The 21,658-nt window shown below is 55.4% G+C and carries 18 protein-coding genes; 12 read left to right on the forward strand and 6 right to left on the reverse strand.

Features of this window, described 5'->3' with window-relative positions; all coding sequences use genetic code 11:
* Positions 1-103: 103 nt before the first annotated feature.
* Positions 104-655, forward strand: a complete 552-nt coding sequence (locus PL263_RS14800) for a FlgO family outer membrane protein (protein ID WP_278210064.1) — start codon at positions 104-106, stop codon at positions 653-655.
* A 48-nt stretch (positions 656-703) separates the two neighbouring features.
* On the opposite strand, the gene PL263_RS14805 is transcribed toward PL263_RS14800, so the two are convergent.
* Positions 704-1,729, reverse strand: coding sequence for an asparaginase domain-containing protein (locus tag PL263_RS14805; RefSeq protein WP_278210065.1), 1,026 nt, complete (start codon positions 1,727-1,729; stop codon positions 704-706).
* A 60-nt stretch (positions 1,730-1,789) separates the two neighbouring features.
* On the opposite strand from PL263_RS14805, the gene PL263_RS14810 reads away from it, so the two are divergent.
* The 6 genes from PL263_RS14810 (at position 1,790) to phoU (ending at position 9,154) form a co-directional block, all read left to right on the forward strand.
* Positions 1,790-2,305, forward strand: a complete 516-nt coding sequence (locus PL263_RS14810; RefSeq protein ID WP_278210066.1) for a dihydrofolate reductase — start codon at positions 1,790-1,792, stop codon at positions 2,303-2,305.
* 119 nt (positions 2,306-2,424) lie between these two features.
* Complete coding sequence (locus tag PL263_RS14815) at positions 2,425-3,414, forward strand: phosphate ABC transporter substrate-binding protein PstS family protein (RefSeq protein ID WP_278210067.1); 990 nt, start codon at positions 2,425-2,427, stop codon at positions 3,412-3,414.
* A gap of 215 nt (positions 3,415-3,629) precedes the next feature.
* Positions 3,630-5,912: an ABC transporter permease subunit gene (locus tag PL263_RS14820; RefSeq protein ID WP_278210068.1), complete on the forward strand. Its 2,283-nt coding sequence runs from the start codon at positions 3,630-3,632 to the stop codon at positions 5,910-5,912.
* Entirely contained in the window at positions 5,909-7,561 is a 1,653-nt protein-coding gene (gene pstA / locus PL263_RS14825; protein ID WP_278210069.1) for a phosphate ABC transporter permease PstA, read from the forward strand. The genes PL263_RS14820 and pstA overlap by 4 nt, the downstream gene beginning before the upstream one ends.
* A 29-nt stretch (positions 7,562-7,590) precedes the next feature.
* The gene (gene pstB / locus PL263_RS14830; protein ID WP_140911971.1) at positions 7,591-8,424 is read left to right on the forward strand and encodes a phosphate ABC transporter ATP-binding protein PstB; all 834 of its coding nucleotides are present in this window, start codon (positions 7,591-7,593) and stop codon (positions 8,422-8,424) included.
* A gap of 10 nt (positions 8,425-8,434) precedes the next feature.
* The gene (gene phoU, locus PL263_RS14835; RefSeq protein WP_278210070.1) at positions 8,435-9,154 is read left to right on the forward strand and encodes a phosphate signaling complex protein PhoU; all 720 of its coding nucleotides are present in this window, start codon (positions 8,435-8,437) and stop codon (positions 9,152-9,154) included.
* 72 nt (positions 9,155-9,226) lie between these two features.
* On the opposite strand, the gene PL263_RS14840 is transcribed toward phoU, so the two are convergent.
* The 5 genes from PL263_RS14840 to PL263_RS14860 all read right to left on the reverse strand — a co-directional run bounded on the left by PL263_RS14840 (position 9,227) and on the right by PL263_RS14860 (position 15,224).
* Positions 9,227-10,753, reverse strand: coding sequence for an ATP-binding protein (locus PL263_RS14840; RefSeq protein WP_278210071.1), 1,527 nt, complete (start codon positions 10,751-10,753; stop codon positions 9,227-9,229).
* Between the two features lie 2 nt (positions 10,754-10,755).
* Entirely contained in the window at positions 10,756-11,286 is a 531-nt protein-coding gene (locus PL263_RS14845) for a YfiR family protein (protein ID WP_278210072.1), read from the reverse strand.
* A 42-nt stretch (positions 11,287-11,328) separates the two neighbouring features.
* The gene (locus PL263_RS14850; protein WP_278210073.1) at positions 11,329-13,293 is read right to left on the reverse strand and encodes a TonB-dependent receptor; all 1,965 of its coding nucleotides are present in this window, start codon (positions 13,291-13,293) and stop codon (positions 11,329-11,331) included.
* Between the two features lie 354 nt (positions 13,294-13,647).
* On the reverse strand, positions 13,648-14,271 hold the full coding sequence (locus PL263_RS14855) for a methyltransferase domain-containing protein (protein WP_278210074.1): 624 nt from the start codon (positions 14,269-14,271) through the stop codon (positions 13,648-13,650).
* Entirely contained in the window at positions 14,271-15,224 is a 954-nt protein-coding gene (locus tag PL263_RS14860; protein ID WP_278210075.1) for a Tim44-like domain-containing protein, read from the reverse strand. Before PL263_RS14860 ends, PL263_RS14855 begins: the two co-directional genes overlap by 1 nt.
* Positions 15,225-15,364: 140 nt before the next feature.
* Here PL263_RS14860 and PL263_RS14865 point away from each other — a divergent pair, with 140 nt between their 5' ends.
* The 5 genes from PL263_RS14865 to PL263_RS14885 all read left to right on the forward strand — a co-directional run bounded on the left by PL263_RS14865 (position 15,365) and on the right by PL263_RS14885 (position 21,622).
* Entirely contained in the window at positions 15,365-15,757 is a 393-nt protein-coding gene (locus tag PL263_RS14865; protein ID WP_278210076.1) for a hypothetical protein, read from the forward strand.
* Between the two features lie 108 nt (positions 15,758-15,865).
* A complete protein-coding gene (locus PL263_RS14870) occupies positions 15,866-17,170 on the forward strand; it encodes a TolC family protein (protein ID WP_278210077.1) in 1,305 nt (434 codons plus the stop codon).
* 2 nt (positions 17,171-17,172) lie between these two features.
* Positions 17,173-18,258, forward strand: coding sequence for an efflux RND transporter periplasmic adaptor subunit (locus PL263_RS14875; RefSeq protein ID WP_278210078.1), 1,086 nt, complete (start codon positions 17,173-17,175; stop codon positions 18,256-18,258).
* Positions 18,258-21,320: a CusA/CzcA family heavy metal efflux RND transporter gene (locus PL263_RS14880; protein WP_278210079.1), complete on the forward strand. Its 3,063-nt coding sequence runs from the start codon at positions 18,258-18,260 to the stop codon at positions 21,318-21,320. The genes PL263_RS14875 and PL263_RS14880 overlap by 1 nt, the downstream gene beginning before the upstream one ends.
* Entirely contained in the window at positions 21,317-21,622 is a 306-nt protein-coding gene (locus PL263_RS14885; protein WP_278210080.1) for a DUF3240 family protein, read from the forward strand. Before PL263_RS14880 ends, PL263_RS14885 begins: the two co-directional genes overlap by 4 nt.
* Positions 21,623-21,658 lie beyond the last annotated feature (36 nt).

The following is a 21,658-nucleotide window of genomic DNA, read 5'->3' on the forward strand; positions in this document are numbered from 1 at the left end:
TGCAATTCGGTGCAAAATTTACCGCCAATTCGGCATTTATCGATTGACTGGCCTATAGTTTTAAGCTCTGATTAAAGCCCACAATTTCCAGGGGAGAGGCTACATGCTCAAGAAAAAATTAATGGTGTTGATGTTGGCAGGTTTGACCGTTTTGAGCGGTTGCAGCCGGCTTTACTACTACTCGAGCAGCATTGACGACGACGACTTGGTCGAAGTCAGCTACGATGCGATCGGCTGGCTGCTGGCCGATTTGCGCCAGCCCTTGCCTAAAGGCAGTCTGGTCGTGATCAATTCCCTGGTCAACGTCGACGACATGGGCCAAACCCTGCCATTCGGCAGGATCATTTCCGACCAGCTTTCTTCGGCGCTGCATCGTTCCGGTTACCGGGTGATGGGTATGGAGCTGCCGACCGAGATTTTTGCCAAAAATGAAGCCGGCATTCTGGAATTGCCGGAAAAAACCAAGGAAGCTTTAAATAACGTCGGTGCTAAAGCGATTGTGATTGGTTCCTACGCGCCGGGACGCGATAACGTTTATGTCTCCTTGCGGGTGGTCGATATCGCCAGCCAGAACGTGGTTTCCTCGACTGATTACTCGGTGGCAATGGGACCAGACGCCAAAGTGCTGACGACCAAGCCCCAGCCTAAACAATAAACCGTCCAGGGAAGCGGCCGTTGGACCGTGGCCGCTTCCACGTTTATTTCAGGCAGGCTGGACATGTTCGTAAGCCAGATCCAGCCGTAAAAACTCCGATACTTGCTCAGACTCGGTAAAATTGCCGAGCGCCAACATTAGTTTGGCGTAAGTCGCCTCCAAACTCATATTCCAGACCATCTCCGCCCCGGCAGCGATCAAATCGCTGGTCGAGGCATAAGCGCTTTCCGATCGTAAGGCCGGAGCCAAATAAACTTTCCGGCCTTTTTCCCGGCATTTGCGGATAAATGCGACCAAGCTGAATCGGTCGCCAGCGCTATTGGATGCGCAGGCCGTGCCGGAATGGTATAGGTCGTGCAGCACCACATCGAATCCTTCGGGATTGAACGCGGTGTAGTCGAGACCGGGATAGGGCCTTACCAACAGAATTCGCGCCGAAAAATCGGGTTTCAAGTTGGCCGATTGACGGCTTGAGCTATCCGGCTGCGCCAGCGTTTCGAACCGTCCGTCACTGAAGCGCATAAACGGCTGCGATTGGATGCTGATGAAGTCGCTACTTAACGGCAGGCAGGACGAGAGCCGGGTTGCCAGATGGACTTGCTGGTCCTGTCCGGGATTGCGGTACGGTACGTATACCCCAGGTTGACCACCGCGCCGGATGAACTCCACCGCGCAGCAAAAATTGGCTAAACCGTTGGCCTGCGGACTGTCCAGTGGCAAATCGCTCGAGACCAGCAACAGCGGAATCGGTAACTTATGGAAATACAGTCCCAATGCCGCGGCGCTAAATGCCAGGGTATCGGTACCGTGGGTAACGATAATGCCGTCGAATTGATTTAGGTCCTCGGCTTCGATTGCCGCAATGATCTGCGGCCAGTGTTGGGTATGCAGGTTTTCGCTGAGGATTTGCAAAGGTTGCTGAGACTTGAACGTTATCGAACCTGCCTCGGGGTAGTGGTCGGCGAACAATGCCAGCAGTTTGAAACCGGCGGCGGCCGACGTGTCGACGATGCTGCCCGTCACTTGCGAACCTATGGTGCCGCCGGTGAACACCAGCAGGATGTTTTTATTCATATTCGGCGTTTCTAGTATCATGTCGGGTTACGGATTGAATCCGCATCTTAAGTATTTGGCATGAAATTATCACTAATTGTGGCAAAGGCCAGCAACAACGCCATTGGTCTGAACGGCCGGATGCCTTGGCATCTCTCCGCCGATTTGAAACGCTTCAAACAAATCACGATGGGCTCGCCGGTGTTGATGGGACGCAAGACCTTCGAGGCCATCGGTAAGGCTTTGCCGGGTCGGGAAAATATCGTCATCAGCCGCAGTGCCGAGTATGAAGCGCCGCAATGTCGGGTGTTTACCGATATCGAGGCTGCGCTCAGAGACTTGGCTGATCGGGACGAGGTATTCGTGATTGGCGGCGCCACCTTGTACCAAGCCTTGTTGCCGGTTGCCGATTACCTTTATTTGACCGAGATTGAGCGCAGCTTTAGCGGCGATACCTTTTTTCCGGATATCGATCGGCGCCAATGGCAGGAACTCAGTCGGGAAGAGATCGAAAACGACAGTCAGGTGGACTTCAGTTACCGTTTTTTGAAATTGCGCCGCGTCGATACGCCCGATCCGGATCGGGTTTTTGGTTAAAACCTCGGTTGCGCTTACAATTCCTTAAGTTTTGTCACAAAACTGTCATATTTGCTTCATAGTATTGTCATGTCACTTTGGCACACTGATCTTGGTTTTAAACATTTTCGAGAAAATATATGAATAAAACATTCAAGCTGAAATCGCTGGTTATGGGATTGGGTTTCGCCTCCGCCGCATTGTTGGCCGGCGAGGCCGCGGCTGCCCCCGCAACTTTGGATGCGGCTCTTCCGGAATACTCCGCAGCGAGCGGTATTTCCGGCAACCTGTCCAGCGTCGGCTCTGATACTTTGGCGAACCTGATGACTTTGTGGGCCGAAGAATTCGGCAAGATTTACCCCAACGTCAACATCCAAATTCAAGCGGCGGGTTCTTCAACCGCGCCGCCGGCTCTGACCGAAGGTACATCCAACCTGGGTCCGATGAGCCGGAAAATGAAAGACAACGAAATCGACGATTTCGAAAGCAAATACGGCTATAAGCCGACCGCGATTCCGGTTGCGATCGACGCGTTGGCCGTATTCGTCAACAAGGACAACCCGGTCAAAGGCTTAAGCATTCCGCAAGTCGACGCGATCATGTCGTCAACCCGTAAATGCGGCGGCGCCAACGATATTACGACTTGGGGCCAAGCCGGTCTGACCGGTGCCTGGGCCAGCCGGCCGATTCAGTTGTACGGTCGTAATTCTGTTTCCGGTACTTACGGTTTCTTCAAAGACGAAGCACTGTGCAAAGGCGATTTCAAAAGCAACGTTAACGAGCAACCCGGTTCGGCATCGGTGGTGCAATCTGTTACCACCTCTGCCAACGGTATCGGTTATTCGGGTATCGGCTATTCGACTTCCGGTGTGAAAGCCGTGGCGCTGGCGCGTAAAGATGGCGAAGCCTTTGTCGAAGCCTCTCCGGAAAATGCGACTTCCGGCGCTTATCCGCTGTCGCGCTTTCTCTATGTCTATGTCAACAAAAAACCGAACGAACCGTTGGCGCCGCTGGAGAAGGAGTTCATAAAAATGGTGTTGTCCAAAACCGGTCAGCAAGTCGTGATCAAAGACGGCTACATTCCGTTGCCGGCAAAAGCAGTTGAAAAAGCGTTAACTTTAATTCAGTGATTTATCAAGCCAAGGACCGGCCTGATCAGGGACAATTTATGCAGGGACGCTTCAAAGGACTGGCGCGAAAAATCGCCGCCCTTATTTGTAGCCGCCAATCAATTGCGGTTGATCTTGTATAATAACGAAGCCGATAATTGCGTGTAAATTATCGGCTTTTTTGTTTTTGTAAGCATTCCGGTGCGTTTCCCCCGCAAATTTTGTGATGTCCAGTTATGACTGAATCCCGAACCACTCAAAGCAAACCGACGCTGTTTCAAACAGCCACCAGCGATAGTTACCAGCGTTGGCGTTTGGTTAAAGACAAATTAGCGGCGCGGGGCGTGGTGGTCGGCGGGTTGAGTATTATCGTGGCGGTGGTGCTGATTTTCTTTTACCTGTTGTATGTCGTATTTCCGTTGCTTTTGCCGGCACAGCTCAGGGCTGCCGATAACGGTGGCTATAACGTTCCGGGCGTGGAAATGGGCAAAACGCTGTTCGCGGCCATCGAGGAACAAAACCAGCTTGCAGTCAGATTTACCGATGCCGGCAAAGCGGTTTTTTTCAATATAGAGAGCGGCGCGATCGTTAGCAGCGAAGCCGTAGCGCTGCCGGAAAACGGCCAAATAGCCAGTTTCGCCCACGCCAGCATCGACAAAGGCGTGGTGGCATACGGCTTATCGGATGGCCGGGCGGTGGTGGTCAAACACGAATATAAATTGAGCTATCCGGACGGCAAGCGCCTGATTACGCCTTCGCTCAGTTATCCATTGGGCAACCAAGCGCTGACTATTGATAAATCTGGGCAGCCTTTGGCCAAAATCACTCTGGCGGTAGCAGACGACCGTAGCACGTTGGTGGCGAAAACGGCCGATAACCGCGTGTTGTTGAGCCGGCTCACTAAAAAGGAGTCGATGTTCGATGACGAAGTGACGTTGGAAGCCAGCGATACCGTATTGGACGTGGCCGGCGACGACATCGAATTTCTGTTGCTCGATAAAGAACAGCGCAATCTGTATTTAGCCAGCCGCCAAAGCATCACCGTGGTCGATGTCAGTGACGCCTCGGCGCCCGTGGTCAAGCACAAGTTGAATCTGGTTGAGAACGGTCAGGAAATTTCCAGTATGGAATTCTTGAACGGCGAAAACTCGTTGTTGGTTGGCGATTCCAAGGGCGAACTGGCGCAATGGTCCTTGGTCCGTAACGACCAGAACTACGTCAACATGCAAAAGCTGCGCAGCTTCAAGTTGGCCGACAACCCTATCGTAGCGGTTAGCGCCGAACAGCGCCGCCGCGGCATGTTGGCGATCGACAACGCGGGACAATTGGCGGTATACAACTCGACGGCCGAGCGTGAGTTAGTCAATACCAAATTACTGCAGTCCGCGCCGCAGGTGTTGGCCTTATCTCCAAAAGCCGATTATTTTTTGGTTGAAGACGCTAGCGGCAAAGTGCTGAGTTGGCGCCTGGAAAACGAGCATCCGGAGATTTCGCTGAAATCGCTCTGGAGCAAAGTCTGGTACGAAAGTTATCCGAAGCCCGACTACATTTGGCAATCTTCGTCGGCCAGCAACGATTTCGAACCGAAAATGAGCCTGACGCCGCTGGTGTTCGGCACCTTGAAGGCTTCGTTTTACGCGATGCTCATGGGAATTCCGCTGGCTTTGTTCGGCGCGATCTACACCGGTTATTTCATGGCGCCGCGGGTGCGGCAGTACGTGAAGCCCGGTATCGAGATCATGGGCGCATTACCGACCGTGATTTTGGGTTTTCTGGCCGGCTTATGGCTGGCGCCGTTCGTCGAATCCCATCTCGCCGGAATTTTCGCGATGCTGATGGTGGTGCCATTGTCGGTGATGGTATTCGCTTACCTGTGGCAGCAGGTTCCGGAACCGACTCGTCTTAAAATCCCTGACGGTTGGGACGCCATCGTTTTAATACCGGTCGTGATCTTCGGCGCCTGGTTGGCGTTTGAATTGGCGCCCAGCTTCGAAGCCTGGTTTTTCCACGGCGATTTGCGAGTCTGGATGCGCGAGGAATTCGGTATCGGTTACGACCAGCGCAATACGTTGGTGGTCGGCTTGGCCATGGGCTTTGCCGTGATTCCGATGATTTTCTCGATCGCCGAGGACGCTATTTTTAGCGTACCAAAACATTTGACCACCGGTTCGCTGGCTTTGGGGGCGACGCCATGGCAGACGATGACCAAAGTCGTGTTGCTGACCGCAAGTCCCGGTATTTTCTCCGCGGTGATGATCGGCTTCGGCCGGGCGGTGGGCGAAACCATGATCGTGCTGATGGCGACCGGGAACACGCCGGTGATGGATTTGAGTATTTTTCAGGGATTGCGCACCTTGTCCGCCAATATTGCGGTGGAAATGCCGGAATCGGAAGTCAACAGTACCCATTACCGGGTGTTGTTTTTAGCGGCGCTGGTATTGTTCGTGTTCACCTTCGTCGTCAATACGCTGGCCGAATTGGTTCGGCAAAATCTCAGACAGAAATACAGTTCACTATGATCAAAGAATGGTTTAAAAGCGGTTCGCCCTGGATTTGGTTGACTGCCGGCGCGGTGACGATCAACCTGGTGTTGGTTGTGGGGCTCTTGTTATTGATTGCGTTACGCGGCTTAGGTCATTTTTGGCCGGCCGACATCGTCGAGTACCAATACGAGGACCAAAACGGCCGTTCGACCATCATCGGCGAACAGGTCGACACCTCGCTGTTGCCGGCCGCGCAGGCCAAAGCTGCCGGTCATCAGGTACTGAACGGCGCCGAGTATCTGGAGCAATTTCTGGTTAAAACCGGTAACCGCGATATTTTGGGCAGCGATTTCCGCTGGATTCAGCAACAGTACATCAAACAGAAAGCCGAGCCCGCGGATTTGATTAGCGTCGAACGCCGCGAATGGGGTAACTTCTACGGTAGGCTGAAGGCGGTCAAGGAAGACGGCAACATCATCGCCGAAGGTGAAGCCGCGCTGGCCGTTGCTCAGGAAAAATTGGCGGCCGCGCTGGAATTGCACGAACAGATCGACGTGCTGCAGGACAAGGACGTCGGTGCCATCAACTACGGCCTGGAGCGCTTGCGCTTGAAACAGCGCGCCCTGGAATTAAAAGGCGAATGGAACGACGGCCACGCCCAAGAGTTCGCCGCTCAGAAACAGGCTTACCAACAACAGTACCAGGAAATTCAGGCCCAGTTGGCCAAGCTGAACAAGGAAATGAAGCGCGCCAGTTTGGTCGCGGTGGAAGGCGGCGGCCGGGAAATCAATCTGCCGCTGCACCGCATCGTCAAACTGACTCAACCCAATGCGATGAGCGGCCTGGATAAAATGGTCGAGTACGTCCGCAACTTCGTCACCTTCGTCAGCGACGAGCCGCGCGAAGCCAACACGGAAGGCGGCATATTTCCGGCGATATTCGGTACCGTACTGATGGTGTTGCTGATGGCGGTGGTGGTGACGCCGTTCGGCGTCATCGCCGCGGTTTATTTGCGCGAATATGCCAAGCAGGGTTTCGTGACCCGGATCATCCGGATCGCCGTCAACAATCTGGCCGGCGTGCCGTCCATCGTTTACGGCGTATTCGGGCTCGGCTTTTTCGTTTACATCATCGGCGGCAACATCGACCGCCTGTTTTTTCCGGAAGCCGCGCCGGCCCCGGTGTTCGGTACGCCCGGCCTGCTATGGGCCTCGCTGACGCTGGCCTTGATGACTTTGCCGGTCGTCATCGTTGCCACTGAAGAAGGTTTGTCGCGGATTCCGAAATCGATACGCGAAGGTAGCCTGGCACTGGGCGCGACCAAGGCCGAGACCTTGTGGCGCACCGTGTTGCCGATGGCCAGCCCGGCCATAATGACCGGCTTGATTCTGGCCGTGGCCCGCGCCGCCGGCGAAGTGGCGCCATTGATGCTGGTCGGCGTCGTTAAACTGGCCCCCACCTTGCCGCTGGACGGCAATTTCCCTTATTTGCATCTGGACCGTAAATTCATGCACTTGGGCTTCCATATCTACGACGTCGGCTTCCAAAGCCCGAACGTCGAGGCGGCGCGGCCCCTGGTGTATGCCACCTCACTGCTTTTGGTGATGGTCATCGTCGGCCTGAACATGTTCGCCATCACCATCCGCAATAACCTGCGCGAAAAATATCGTGCGCTGGAAAATTAATATCGCTCGCTTATCCGGAACCTTGGATTATGACCACAGCCCAAACCAAAACTCACGCCATCGATATCAGCGCGTTGAATCGAGACGACCGTAACGCGTCCGAAAAGACCGAAACCTGTATCAAGGTGGAAGACCTGAATCTGTTCTACGGCCAGAAGCAGGCCTTGCATAGCGTCAATATGGAAATGCCGCGCCGGAAAGTCACGGCCTACATTGGTCCTAGCGGCTGCGGCAAATCGACGCTGTTGCGTTGCATCAACCGAATGAACGACTTGGTGGACGGCGTCAGCATCCAGGGCAAAATTCTGTTGGACGGGGAAGATATCTACGACAAGTCGGTTAACGTCGCCGCTTTACGGCGCCGGGTCGGCATGGTGTTTCAAAAGCCGAACCCGTTTCCGAAGACGATCTACGAGAACGTGGCCTACGGCTTACGGATTCAGGGCATTAACGACCGCCACATTCTCGACGAGGTGGTTGAAAAATCCCTGCGCGGCGCGGCGTTGTGGGACGAGGTGAAAAACCGGTTGAACGACAATGCGTTGGGTATGTCCGGCGGCCAGCAGCAGCGGCTGGTGATTGCCCGTGCCATTGCGATCGAGCCGGAAGTGATCCTGCTCGACGAGCCGGCATCGGCGCTGGATCCCATATCTACTCTGAAGATCGAAGAACTGATCAACGAATTGAAAGAAAAATACACGATCGTTATCGTCACCCATAACATGCAACAGGCGGCACGGGTGTCTGACTACACCGCCTTCATGTACATGGGCGAATTGATCGAATTTGGTGAAACCAGCGAGTTGTTTACCAACCCGGCAAAAAAACAAACTGAAGATTACATTACCGGCAGGTACGGTTAGGAGGTAAACAATGGATAGCAGCAAAATCAAACAACACATCTCCCGCCAATTCAATGAGGAGATGGAGGACATCCGCAACAAAGTCCTGTCGATGGGCGGATTGGTCGAGCAACAAGTGGACTTGGCGACCAAGGCCTTCATGGGTTATGACATGGAGAATGCCGAAAAAGTGGTACAGCAGGACCAACAAGTCAACGATATGGAAAAAGACATCGACCACGAATGCACCGAAATCATGGCCAAGCGTCAGCCGGCTGCCTTCGATTTGCGGATGTTGATCGCGACGATCAAGATCATCACCGATCTGGAACGGATTGGCGACGAAGCGGCACGGATCGCCAAAATGACGATGCGTCTGGAAGGGGCTGACTATTACCAGGACAAATACTACGAAATCGAGCATTTGCTGAATCTGGTCAAAGAAATGTTGAACGGCGCGCTGGACGCCTACGCCCGCAACGACGTCGAAGAAGTGATTGCGATTACCGAGCAGGACGCCAAGGTGGACCGCGAATACACCAGTATCACCCGCCAGTTGATCACGCAAATGATGGAAAATCCGCGCAATATCACCCGCGCCTTGGATATGTTGTGGGCTGCCCGGGCGCTGGAACGCATCGGCGATCACGCTTGCAACGTCTGCGAACAGGTGATCTACATGGTCAAAGGCAAGGATGTGCGGCATATGAGCCGGGAAGAACTGGAGCGGACCGTCAACGCCGTACGTTGATTTTCGCCGGACCTATCGGGCGATCGTGCCGCCCGATAGGGTTAAGCACTGAGGATTGACCACAGCTATTGGTTAATGCCCCGGTTCCCCAGTCCCGAACTCAGCCGCGCGGTTTAGTACCAGCGTAAATTTGCTGCCTTGACCCAGTCGGCTTTCCACTTCCAATTCCCCACCCATCAATTCTGCCATGTGCTTGGTCAGTAACAGGCCGATGCCGGTACCTTCGATCAAATCCTGGTCGTGGTGGAAGCGGCTGAACGGTTGAAACAGCAGGTCGAATTGCTCAGGGGCAATGCCTGCTCCGCTGTCTGCCACCCAAATCCGCAGCCGCTGCTTTTCAAGTTCCATACCTAATGTAATGTGGCCCTGCGGCCGATTGTATTTCACTGCGTTCGAGAGCAGGTTCAACAAACATTGTTTCAAGCGCACCCGGTCGGCCGCAGCCAAAATCTCCTGGCCAGGGACTCGACTGGTAATTTGAATTCCGCGCGCTTCGGCTTGCCGGCGAATTAATTCCAAACATTCGGCGACCAAAGGCCGGCAGGCGACGCTGGCAATATTCAGCGTCAATTTGCCGCTCTCGACCGCGGCCAAATCCAGCAATTCGCTGACCAAGTCCAGCAGATGTAGCCCGGCATCAAGGATGTGGCGAGTGGAATCCTGCTGTTCGGCGTTCAACGGGTGTTCGGAATCGCCAGCCAACAGCTGGCTAAAGCCGATTACAGCATTCAATGGGGTGCGAAATTCGTGGCTCATCCGCGAGAGGAATTCGGTTTTGGCGCGGCTGGCTCGTTCCGCCTCCCACTTTGCCTGGGATAGGTTGACGATTAGCGCGTTTTTGTTGTGTTCCTGCCGTTCCAGTTTGTCTAGCATCGAGTTAAAGGTCTTGATCAAAACCCCGGTTTCGTCCTTACTCTCCACCTGCAGACGGGCATCGAACGTGTTGTCGCGGCTGATCTGTTCGATGTTGGCGGTCAATTGCAGCAAGGGCCGGCTGATTTTCGCGCCCAGCCAGCGGGCTTGAAGCACCGCGATTAAGATCGCCAATGCCATGGCCCCCAATGCTTCTAACACGGTATAGCGGAAACTTTGTTGCAATGCCGCAAGCGACAGATGCAGCGCGACGAAGCCGATCCGGCGCTGGTCGACCCTGACCGGAACGACCAATTCCAGCGTGTCGCTACTGAAAGCGTGGTCTTTGCCTTGTTGCAGGTATTGGTCAAATTGACGGCGGAATTGGTCCTGTAATCCGGAATCCGCTTGCTGCCGGCCTGCTGCGGCCTTGTTATGGTAGACGGCGAACAATTGGCGATCCTCGGTAAACAGGTATGCGTCCAGAACGTCGGTTTTCTCTTTCAGTGCCGACAGAATTTCCTCGGCCGTGTTCGGATCACGGTAGACGATCGCTGCCGACACATTGCTGGCGAGCATTTTCGACAGTACCCGGCTTTGTTCCAACAGCTTCAATTTCTGGTGGCGGTAATCGGTACTCAAAAACAACAACAGCGTAAGTAATGCCGTCAATAAGGCCGTGAACGCGGCGATCGCGAAGATTTTGCGGCGGATGGAGCCGGAGGAGAACAAGGCGCCGATTGCCATGATTATTCGGCAATCCGGGAACTGCGCAACAGCTTGGAACTGACCGAGAGCCTGGCGCGCGAAACGTTTTGCAAATGAATGACCGGTTGAATCCTCCGGTCTTCTGTCGTCAGGCGCACCATGCCGCCGCGTTGGTCGAAGTCGGGAATATCGCTCACGGTCAAAACCGGAAATGCGTGGATATAGTCCAGCGTGGTCGCCAGAACCCGTTCCTGTTGCACCGGAATAAACACGATATGGCATTCGTGCAACTGTTCGGGTAACGGATCGATCAGTAGCCGGATCGGCCGGTCATGTACTTTTTCGCCATCGATTAATCGCGACAGAATTGCGGTAACCGGGGTGTTGGCATAGCTGCAAAACAAAAATTCGGGGGCGGCCGGCTCCGGCCAGGTAATGAAGTAGGCAAAGTTATAAAGATATGCGGCCTTCAATTCGGTTTCGTTGAATTGCTGAGCCGGACTCGGCGTAGAAAACGTGCAGACGATTGCGCTCAAAATCAGCAATGCAATCCGCCGCATGAATGCGGTCACGGGATGGCTCGGCAATATAAGGCGATTTGATGGCAGTCGCATTCAGAAGCGCAATGTGGCTTTGAGATAATAATTGCGTTCCATTTCGCTGCTCAGCACCGGGTTATCCTGCGGCGGAATGAACTCCAGATGGCGATTGTCCAGCAGATTCTGGACGCCGGCGGCGAGTTCCAGATGCAGGCTGGGTTGCCAGCCCAGCCGCAAATCCAACCTATGATAGGCAGAAACGCCGTTGGCGAGTCTATCCGTATAGTACCAGTGACTGTCGAATTCCAACTGGTTGGGCAAATTGATGTAAGCGCTCAGATTGAAGCGCTGGCGTGGGCTGTTGCCTTCGGCGATGGCGGCAGCGCTATCCAAGCTTTGCGGATCTTTGTGGATAGCCATACCGAACAAGCTATAACTGCCTTGCAGGCGCCAAAACTCGGAGGCGCGCCAATTCAGCGCGGTTTCCCAGCCGTAGGTTTCGCCTTGGGCCATATTCGCGATTTGGTATGGGATTAATACGCCGCCTACGCCAATGATCGGAGTTTGAGGCTCGGTTGTGCTCAGGCGGGCGTAATCGCAGTAGAACAGTGTCGTGTCCAGATTGAACGAACGGTTGGGGAAGAAGCGGTAACCCAGTTCGTAACTGAGCGCCGTTTCGGACTTGAAGCTGTCGCCGCCACGGATGTTGGTTGTCACGCCGGGGGCGAAGTTGTAAAGCAAGTTCAGGTCGTGCTCGACCCGAGACGGTACTCTTACCGCCCGGGAAACCGCCGCCCAAACGCTATGTTGCTGATCCGGACTCCATAATAGCCGTGCAGTCGGTTGCAGTTCGAAGCCGGTAAAGTCGTTATGCTCGAGTTTGCCGCCGTAAATCAGCCGCCAAGCGTCGCCGAACGGCCGCCACTCGTCTTGGGCGAAGAGGTTGAACAGGTGTAAGTCGCGCCGGGCTTGATCGAATGTTAACAGTGCCAGTTTTTGCGTGAGTTGATCGCTGTTGAATCGGTAGCCGGCTCCCCAGGTCGTAGCATGGCTACGCCAATGGAAGCTGTGTTGCACATCGAAATCGAAGGTGTCGCGGCGGTGATCCAGACGCATTTGTTGGCGGGTGGCGTGATCGAAATAACTGCGGATCTGTACGCGGTTACCGTTGGCCAAGGTGCGTTGCCAGCGTAGCAGCAGATTGCCGCCCTGCTTTTGCATCCGGTCGGGCATTGCGGCGTCGGCGCCAGTTAAGGTTTGTTGCATGGTGCCGTTGAAATAGTCGCCCTGCAACGTCAGGGTTTCCTGAGCATTCGGGGTCCAGTCGCTTCTAAAGCCGGCGCGGCCCAGATCCAAGTTGTCGGAAGCTTTGCTGCCGTCGCTGAAATGAAAGTCGTCCCGGTGGTTGTATTTGCCGTAAACCCGATAATGCAGATCCGGGTTGAGTTGGCCGCCGTAACGCAATGTGCCGAACCCCGGCTCTTCGTGCGAGGCGCCGGCAGATACCAGTGTTCCCTGCGATTCCTGCGCAGTACGGGTCACGATGTTGATCACGCCGTTAACGGCATTCGACCCCCACATCGTTGCGCCGGGGCCGCGAATCACTTCGATGCGATCTATGTCCTCTAAAGGATAATCCTGTTCGTTCCAATACACACCGGAATTGAATGGATCGTAAACGGTGCGGCCGTCGACCATGACCAGTAATTTGTTGGCGAAAGCCCCATTGAAACCGCGGCTGGTAATGGCCCACTGGTTGGCGTCGACCCGCGCCACTTCCAGGCCGGGAACTTTGCGCAGAATTTCAGGAATCGATTGCATACCGGAGCGCCGGATTTCCTCGTTACTGATTACGTAGGCTGCAGCGGCGGCCTCTTGCAGCGTTTGCTGGCTCTTGGCTGCCAGCGAAACCGTGGTGGCAGTCAACTCCTGCAGCGATAAGGTTTTCAGCCGGTCCAGCGACTCGTCGCCGGCGTGTACCTGCCGGGTTTGGCTAAAGGCGGCACATAGCAATAGAATCGAGCGTATGTCCCCAATCATCTTCGCGCAATTCGCCATAGCCGGTAAATTCGATTAAAAGCCCAAACGCATTTTAGACGGCGACGTTCAAAGCGCAACCGTGGTGCCTGACGGTTTCGCAACGGCCGTTGCCAAATTCGAGGCCTTAGCATAAGCGTTTGCCGGGACTAACTCCGACTAAGCGCAGCGCCGGCCGGGCCAAACCGCGAAACGCTTAAGCTGGGGAGGCTGAACCCGTTATTTGGCAGCGTTTGCTAGGAACTGGGCAATCCGGGTGTTATAAAAACCCGGCAACCTGGCACATGGCGGACTGATCGATTTCGCTAGATTGGCGGAATCTAGCGGCTTGGATGTTCCGGCGCCAAGCCCGGACAGCTATTTTACGGCCCGGATCAGTTTGATCATGTCGCTGCTGGCCGGGTCGATGTAAACGTTCCGAAACGGGCAGGCTTGCACGTTTTTCAGCGTTTCCCGGTTGATATTGGCGCCCAGGGTTCTGACGATCAGCGGATTCAGCAGATTCATCATGAACGCCATGTAGCGGTTGGAACTGAGTACGTGTTCCAGTAACAGAACCTGCCCGCCCGGTTTGCAGACCCGATACAGTTCTTTTAAGCCGCGGCGAGGTTTCGGCACTGAGCAGAATACAAAGCTGGCGATCACCGTATCGAAGCTGTTGTCAGCGTAATCCAGCGCCTGGACATCCATCTGCGTCAGATCGACGGCGATTTGCTGGCGTTGGCGTTTGCGTTGCGCTTGTTCCAGCATCTTCGGGCTGAAGTCGATGCCGGTGATTCGGGCGCCGTCCGGATAAAACCCAAAATTCTTTCCGGTGCCGACACCCACTTCCAATATGTGGTTGCCGCCGGCCTGCGACCATAGTTTTTTACGCAGGCGGCGAAACAGCAAGCCTTCGAGAATACCTTCCAGGCTGTCAAACCAAGGTGCCAGCCTGTCATAGCGCCGCTTGATCTGCTCGCTGTTCGCCGCAACCATCATTACTCCTCGATTTGTTGGATACCGTCCAGGAACCAACGGGTTTGGCTGCTGTTTTTGGGTTTGACGAAGTGCCAGACTTCGCGGACGCTTTCGGGCTGGCCGCCATTTTCGCGGATCAGGCTTTCGAACAGTACCGCGGCTTCCTGCTCGGTACCGGCTTCGCGCGCTTCAAGCAACTCCGCCTTCAACGACAATATCTCGGTTCGGTTCGACTCGCCGGACGCCTGCAATTGCTGCTGAATTTCGGCGAAGACTTTATCGGTGGTCAAGCCCCGAATCTCAGCCAGATCGCGGTTGTCCCAGGCGGCTTGCAGATAACGATAGGCTTTTTCGGCACCGTTCAGGAACGCTGCTTGGTCGAATCCTGCCGGCAAAGCGCTTGCCGGGGCTGCGGTTTGGAAGCCGTTGCCGCCGCCCGTTTTATTGTTACCGAACAACACGTCGGTATTGAAACCGGCCGGACCGTTGTTTCCGGTTTGATTTTCCCGGTAATACTGAGGCTCCCGCCGGCTATCGGCTTGGCTGAAAGCGCCGCTGGCTGCAGTCTGCTGGCCGGCCTTGGCGGCAAACAAGCGATACAACAGAAATGCGATGCCGGCGAATACCAGCATATCCATCAGGTTCAAGCCTTCAAACGCGCCGCCAAAAAACAGCGAGCCTAACAGCCCCCCCAGGGCCAAGCCGCCGAGCATACCCATCATACCGCCGCGGCCGGCCCAACTTTGGCGCGCGGCCTGGTTTTGCGCGGCTGCCTGCGTTTGGCTGGCCGAACGCGCGGTCTGGTTGCCCAAGTCGTTCGGCGTTGTAGAACGTTGGTACGGAGCGCTGTAGCTCGGACGGCTGCCAAAGGATTTGCCGCCGCCCATGCGTTTGGCTTGGGCTTCTTGGATGCCGCCCAGGGTCAAGGCCAATGCAATGAATATCGTTGCCAAAATGCCAATTTTTCTGTTCATAGCTTTTCGCCTAATGTGAGTAAATGTTTGCTTATATTCAGGGTAGAATCGCGCTTTTCAAGTAGAATAGCGTTTCGCACGGCCCGGTACAACCGCGGTTTGGCCGAACGCGCGAGTTCACAGACATTCTTAGAACGTAAATGGTTGCATATCTGCGTCAATTTCTGGTCGTGCTACTGGTGCTGCTGCAGACAGCCGCGCCGTTGGTGCATGCCCATGTCGGCGGTGACGCCGGGGACTGCGGCATCCATCTGCATGGACTGGAGAGTTTGCAGAGCGAGCCGGATCAGTGGAGCTTGCCAGACAACCGGCATGAATTGCATCAGCAAGCGGCCGTTGTCAGTGTCGGTTCCGCCATCAAACTGCAAATGATGCGCGAACGGTTGGTGCCGCTTGGATTCCTGTTGCCGTCTGTTGCCGAGCCAAAATTTTACCCGCCAGTCCGAGCACCTTTTTACCGATCTCTCATTTCGCCACCGCCCACAGCGCCCCTTCTCGCCGATAACGCTTCCCGCGCTCCCCCTGGCTGCTGAGGCGGGGCAACCAGGCGTAAACCGTCAGCCTTTGCCTGTACCGCTCGACCTGCCGCTGCGTCAATGCCGGCGACAGATTTGCCATCTATCAATTTTTTGGAGCGAGATATGACCGTATACCGTCATATTCAATATGGATTACCAGTTTTACTGTTAGCTGCCCTGCCTTGCGTAGCGCAAACCGAAGAGAGTGAAAGCCCGGCGCCACACAGTGCAATGGCGGCGGACAAGCTGATTGTCGAACATATGGACCCGATCGACACGGATCCGTCCCTTAGTCTGTCCGGCTTGGTCGAACTGACCTTGGAAAAGTATCCGGACCGCCTGATAAGCGAAGCGTTGACCCAAGAAGCGGATGCTTTGACCGAGCGCAGCGACTCCTGGGTGGCGGGGTCGACGGCGCTGGCTCTGGACTACTTCGACGACCGGGTTGCGGCTGACCGCGGCGCGCGCGAGATGTCGGCCAAAGTCGAAGTCACTACCTGGAGTTGGGGTCAACGCGACGCCGGCCAAGCCGTGGCCGAGCGGGCCGGTTTATCGGCGCAAAAGCAGTCGGCGGCGGTTAAATTGGAGGTGACGCGACTGGTGCGGGAAGCATTGTGGAATATGGAGGTCGCCAACATCGGCTTGCAACAGGCGCAGAACGCTTTGTCGGTATCCGAGCAATTGATGAAAAAAGTCGAGCGGCGGGTTGAGCTGGGCGATTTGCCCCGTGCCGATCTGCTACTGGCCAAAGGTGAGTATTTGCAGAACCGCGGACTGGTGACCCAGGCCGAAGCGGAAGTCATGCACAGCCGTAAGGCCTATTCCAGCCTGACAACGCTGGCACGGGTTCCGGCCAATTATCTGGAACGGCAAAGCGAGCTGAAAAGCATTATGCCTAGCCACCCGGTCCTGGAAGCGGTTAATGCCGTGATCGAACGTAAACGCGCCGAGGTGGAATGGATCAAAACTACGGATCCGATCAATCAGCCGAAGTTGAATATCGGCGCCAAGAGTACCCGGGATGGCCGCGACGGCCAGAATATCGAAAGTGCCGGCGTCGGCGTGGTGATGTTGTTCGGCGGCGATGCCTATAACGCGCCGGAGATCGCCAAGGCCAATCTGGAACTGAACAACGCCATGGCGCAGCGCGAACATTTATACCGCCAGCTGGAAAAGAATCTGCACGAGGCGGAACATGCGCTGGAGGTGACGCGGGCGGAATTGGCGATTGCCAACGAATTGAAGCAAATCGCCGAAACCCATTTGAAAATGACCGAAGTCAGCTTTTCGGCCGGCGAAATCAACTTGCTGGATCTGATCAAAATTCAGGCCCGGAGCCTGGAAGCGGTACGCAATGCCAAATTGCAGGAAGTGAAGTTGCAGCGCAATATCGCGTTTTATAACCAAGCGCTCGGAGTGCAGCCGTGAGAATGCCGGCCACACTGTTTTTATCGCTGTTGGCTGCCTCCGTCTTGGCGCAGGATGCGCAAATTCGGATGAGTCGGCAACAGATCGAGAATCTGGATATCAAAACCGCGCCGTTGGTTGCCAGTTCCAGCGTGCCGTTATTTTACGCGCCCGGAAAAGTCGTAACGCCGGCCGACCGCGAAGCGCTGGTCAGCAGCAGCCAGCCCGGTCTGGTGACGCATTTGGCGGCGAATATCGGCGACAGCGTACGCAAGGGCCAGGTTCTAGCCCAATTGCGCAGTCCGGAGTTGGTCGGCTTGCAACAGGGATATTTGGCTGCTGCCAGCGAGCTGAATTTGTCCGGGTTGGAACGCAACCGGGACCAGAAATTGTTGCAGGAAGGGGTTATCGCCGAACGGCGCTGGCAGGAGACCCAAACCCAGCATCAAAGCAAAGTGGCGCGCGCCGACGAGGCTAAGCAATTGTTGGTGCTTGCCGGCATGTCTGACGCAGAGATTAAAGCGTTGGCGCACACACGTAAACTGGACGATCGCTTGTCGATTCGGGCGCCGATCGACGGTGTGGTGTTGCAGCGTATGGTCAATCTGGGCGCGCGGCTGGATATCCAGGCCCCCCTATTCCGCATCGCCGATCTATCCGAATTATGGCTGGAAATCAGTATCCCGCAGGAACGCCTGAGCACGGTCAAGGTGGGTGATCGGGTCCGGTTGGAGTCGAGCGATGTGTCGGCAACCATCAGCTTGTTGGGGCAAAGCGTTAACGCGGACAATCAAACGGTATCGGCGCGGGCCGTGGTGGACGGCAAGCCGCAAAGTTTGCGGCTTGGGCAAAACGTCAATGTACAAATCCTGCAACAAGGTGCGACGACCGGCTTTACTGTGCCGAATTCGGCCTTGTCGCAAAACGAGGGCCGTAGTTACGTGTTCGTGCGTAACGATGACGGCTTTGCTGTGACCGAGGTCAGCGTCAATGGCAAGCAAGGTGACGAGTCACTGATCAGCGGCGCGCTGACCGGCAACGAACAAATCGCCGTCAAAGGCGCGGTGGCGTTGAAAGCCAATTGGTTGGGTTTGGGGAGCGATGAATAATGGCGGCATTGATTCGCTTTGCCCTGACCCAGCGCTTGTTGGTGCTATTGGGCGTACTACTGTTGATGGGCGGTGGCATTTATGCCTTTAAACAACTGCCGATCGACGCTTTTCCCGAGGTGTCGCCGACTCAGGTCAAGGTGATTGTCAAAGCTAACGGTATGACGCCGGAAGAGGTCGAAGCCCGGATCACCGCGCCGATCGAGGTGGAGTTGCTGGGAATTCCGCATCAAACCATGCTGCGTTCGCTGGCTAAATACGCGATTACCGACATCACCCTGGACTTCGAGGAAGGCACCGATATTTACTGGGCCCGACAGCAGGTGGCGGAACGCCTGAATGCCATGTGGGGCAATTTGCCCGACGGGGTGCAAGGCGGGATCGCGCCGATGACGACGCCGTTGGGCGAGATGTTCATGTTCGCGATCGAAGGCGGCGATCTTGATTTGATGCAGCGCCGGGAGTTGCTGGATTGGACCATCCGTCCGGCCTTGCGCACCGTTAAAGGCGTGGCCGACGTCAATGCCTTGGGCGGCTTGGTGCGCAGTTTCGAAGTGGTGCCGGACAACGTCAGAATGGCGGCGCGTAATATCGGCATCGAGCAATTGATGGCGGCTTTGGAAAAAAATAACCGTAACGATGGCGCCGGTAGGTTGACCGAAGGTGAAGAAGCGCTGATCGTCCGCGCCGACGGTCGCATCAAAAACGAACAGGATGTGAAATCGATCGTCGTGGAACAGCATGACGGCATGCCGGTGCGGGTGGAAGATATTGCCGAGGTGCGGATTGGAGCGCTGACCCGATACGGCGCGGTCAGTAAGGACGGCAGCGGTGAAGTGGTCACCGCTGTGGTGTTGGGCTTGCGCGGAGCCAATGCCAGATTGACCATCGAACAATTGGAACAGAAGCTGGCGCAGTTGCAGCCCAGTTTGCCCGAGGGTGTACATATCAATGTGTTCTATAACCGCGGAGTATTGGTGGCCAAAGCGGTAAACACCGTTGCCAAAGCTTTGGCCGAGGCCATCGTGCTGGTGGTCGTGTTGTTGATTTTGTTTCTGGGCGATATGCGTGCGGCGTTGACCGTGGCTTTGGCGCTACCGTTGGCGGCGTTGGCGACCTTCATCATGATGAATGTGTTCGGCATGTCGGCCAATTTGATGAGTCTGGGCGGCTTGGCGATTGCGATCGGGATGCTGGTCGACGGCGCGGTGGTCGTGGTCGAGAACGTCATCAGCCAGCTTGCGGACCACCGCAAGGCCGAGCGCCTACCGCGTTTACATATGATTTACCGGGCTAGCCGCGAAGTGGCGCTACCGGTGACTTCAGGCATTTTGATCATCGTCATCGTGTTTCTGCCGCTGCTGACCTTGCAAGGCTTGGAGGGCAAGTTATTCGGGCCGGTGGCGATGACCATCGTATTTGCTTTGAGCGGTTCGCTGGTATTGTCGTTGACGGTAATTCCGGTGCTGGCTTCGCTGTTGCTGAAGCAAGTTTCTCACGAGGAGCCTTGGTTGCCGCGCCAATTGCTGCGGTGGTATCAGCCGGTATTGGCCTGGTGTTTGAGTAACACCAGAAAAGTGTTCATCGGTGCCGGCGCCATGCTGGTGTTAAGTTTGATCGCGTTTACCCGGATCGGCAGTACCTTCATGCCGACCTTGGACGAAGGCGATATCATCGTTCAACTGGAAAAGTTGCCGTCGATAACCTTGCAGGATTCGGTTGCGCTGGACGGCCGGGTCCAAAAAAACATTCGCGAGCATATTCCCGAGGTTGCCACGGTGGTGTCTCGGGTCGGCGCCGACGAATTGGGTCTGGACCCGATGAGTCTGAACGATACAGACACGTTCCTGATCTTGAAGCCGAAGTCGGAATGGCGGATGGACAGCAAAGAGGCTTTGATCGACGATATCCGCAAGATCATGGTTCACACTCCAGGCATTGCGTTCGGTTTTACCCAGCCTATCGAAATGCGGGTTTCGGAAATGCTGACCGGCACCCGTGGCGATGTAGCGGTTAAATTGTTCGGCGCCGATTTGGATACATTGAACCGCAAGGCGGAGCAGATCGAAGCGGTGTTGAAGACCATTCCCGGTGCCAGCGACGTGTTTACCCGCAAGAACGAGGGCATGCAGTTTTTGCAGGTCAATATCGACCGGCAGGCTGCCGGTCGGTTCGGCTTGGATACCGATGGCATCGAAACCCTATTGCGCGCGCAAATCGAAGGTGTGCAACTCGGCATCGTCCAGGAAGGTGTCAAACGCACACCGTTGTTGTTGCGCGGGGCCAGCAACACCGCCAATTTCGATAATCTGCAACTGACTTTGCCCGACGGCGGCCATGTGCCGATTACGGCGGTGGCAAAGATTCAGCCGGTGGAAGGTGTGGTTTCGATAGACCGGGAAAAAGGCCAGCGTTTCGTCGTGATTCGCAGCAACGTGGAAGGCCGCGATCTGGTCGGCTTTGTCGATGAGGCGCGCAAAGCCGTCGCGGAACGGGTCAAGTTACCGCACGGTTTCCATGTCGAATTCGGCGGTCAGTTCGAAAATCAGCAGCGAGCATCGGCGCGCTTGAGTCTGGTGATTCCGCTGTCGCTGGGCTTGATCTTTTTATTGCTGTTTTCCACTTTCGGTTCGATTCGGCAAGCGGTGCTGGTGTTGTCGAACATCCCGCTGGCCCTGATCGGCGGAGTGTTCGGCCTGTGGTTATCCGGCGAATATCTATCGGTACCGGCTTCGGTAGGCTTTATTGCCTTGCTGGGTATCGCCGTATTGAACGGCGTGGTTATGGTCAGTTATTTCAACCAGCTGTGCGCTACCGGTATGGACATTGCTCGCGTCGTCGTCGTGGGTTCCGCGCGGCGGTTGAGACCGGTCTTAATGACCGCCAGTATCGCCGCCTTCGGTTTGATTCCGCTGTTGTTCGCCTCCGGCCCCGGCTCGGAAATCCAACGGCCGTTGGCGATTGTAGTGACCGGCGGCTTGTTGTCGTCCACATTGTTGACACTGATATTGCTGCCGATCCTTTATAAGTTATTCGGCCGTAACCCGGAACTTAAACCATGAACCACGATGCTTTTATTCTGACCGTGACTGCGCCGCCTACTTTGGAAGACGCTTTAGTCGACTGTCTGCTGGCGTTGGAATGGCAACAGGGATTTTCCAGTTATCCGGCCAATGTCCATGACTACAACGCCCGAGGTTTGTCGTTGGCGGAACAGGTCGCCGGGCATCAGCGCAAGCTCCGCTTTCAAATGTATGTCGAGAAGCAGCATGCCCCCGCATTGTTGGCTAGACTTAAGCATGAATTTGCCGGCTCCGGATTGCAATACTGGTTGGTGCCGGCAATCGAACAAGGCGTAATTTAAGCATAAAGCATGCAGAAACCGGCAGGGAGTGCTACA

The sequence above is a fragment of the Methylomonas sp. EFPC3 genome (assembly GCF_029643245.1).
GTDB classification, from domain to species: Bacteria; Pseudomonadota; Gammaproteobacteria; order Methylococcales; family Methylomonadaceae; genus Methylomonas; species Methylomonas koyamae_B.

Bases quoted from the DNA above. Each gene is read 5' to 3' on its own strand.
- PL263_RS14800 (WP_278210064.1), top strand. From the start codon at position 104: ATGCTCAAGAAAAAATTAATGGTGTTGATGTTGGCAGGTTTGACCGTT.
- PL263_RS14805 (WP_278210065.1), bottom strand. From the start codon at position 1,729: ATGAATAAAAACATCCTGCTGGTGTTCACCGGCGGCACCATAGGTTCG.
- PL263_RS14810 (WP_278210066.1), top strand. From the start codon at position 1,790: ATGAAATTATCACTAATTGTGGCAAAGGCCAGCAACAACGCCATTGGT.
- PL263_RS14815 (WP_278210067.1), top strand. From the start codon at position 2,425: ATGAATAAAACATTCAAGCTGAAATCGCTGGTTATGGGATTGGGTTTC.
- PL263_RS14820 (WP_278210068.1), top strand. From the start codon at position 3,630: ATGACTGAATCCCGAACCACTCAAAGCAAACCGACGCTGTTTCAAACA.
- pstA (WP_278210069.1), top strand. From the start codon at position 5,909: ATGATCAAAGAATGGTTTAAAAGCGGTTCGCCCTGGATTTGGTTGACT.
- pstB (WP_140911971.1), top strand. From the start codon at position 7,591: ATGACCACAGCCCAAACCAAAACTCACGCCATCGATATCAGCGCGTTG.
- phoU (WP_278210070.1), top strand. From the start codon at position 8,435: ATGGATAGCAGCAAAATCAAACAACACATCTCCCGCCAATTCAATGAG.
- PL263_RS14840 (WP_278210071.1), bottom strand. From the start codon at position 10,753: ATGGCAATCGGCGCCTTGTTCTCCTCCGGCTCCATCCGCCGCAAAATC.
- PL263_RS14850 (WP_278210073.1), bottom strand. From the start codon at position 13,293: ATGATTGGGGACATACGCTCGATTCTATTGCTATGTGCCGCCTTTAGC.
- PL263_RS14855 (WP_278210074.1), bottom strand. From the start codon at position 14,271: ATGATGGTTGCGGCGAACAGCGAGCAGATCAAGCGGCGCTATGACAGG.
- PL263_RS14860 (WP_278210075.1), bottom strand. From the start codon at position 15,224: ATGAACAGAAAAATTGGCATTTTGGCAACGATATTCATTGCATTGGCC.
- PL263_RS14865 (WP_278210076.1), top strand. From the start codon at position 15,365: ATGGTTGCATATCTGCGTCAATTTCTGGTCGTGCTACTGGTGCTGCTG.
- PL263_RS14870 (WP_278210077.1), top strand. From the start codon at position 15,866: ATGACCGTATACCGTCATATTCAATATGGATTACCAGTTTTACTGTTA.
- PL263_RS14875 (WP_278210078.1), top strand. From the start codon at position 17,173: ATGCCGGCCACACTGTTTTTATCGCTGTTGGCTGCCTCCGTCTTGGCG.
- PL263_RS14880 (WP_278210079.1), top strand. From the start codon at position 18,258: ATGGCGGCATTGATTCGCTTTGCCCTGACCCAGCGCTTGTTGGTGCTA.
- PL263_RS14885 (WP_278210080.1), top strand. From the start codon at position 21,317: ATGAACCACGATGCTTTTATTCTGACCGTGACTGCGCCGCCTACTTTG.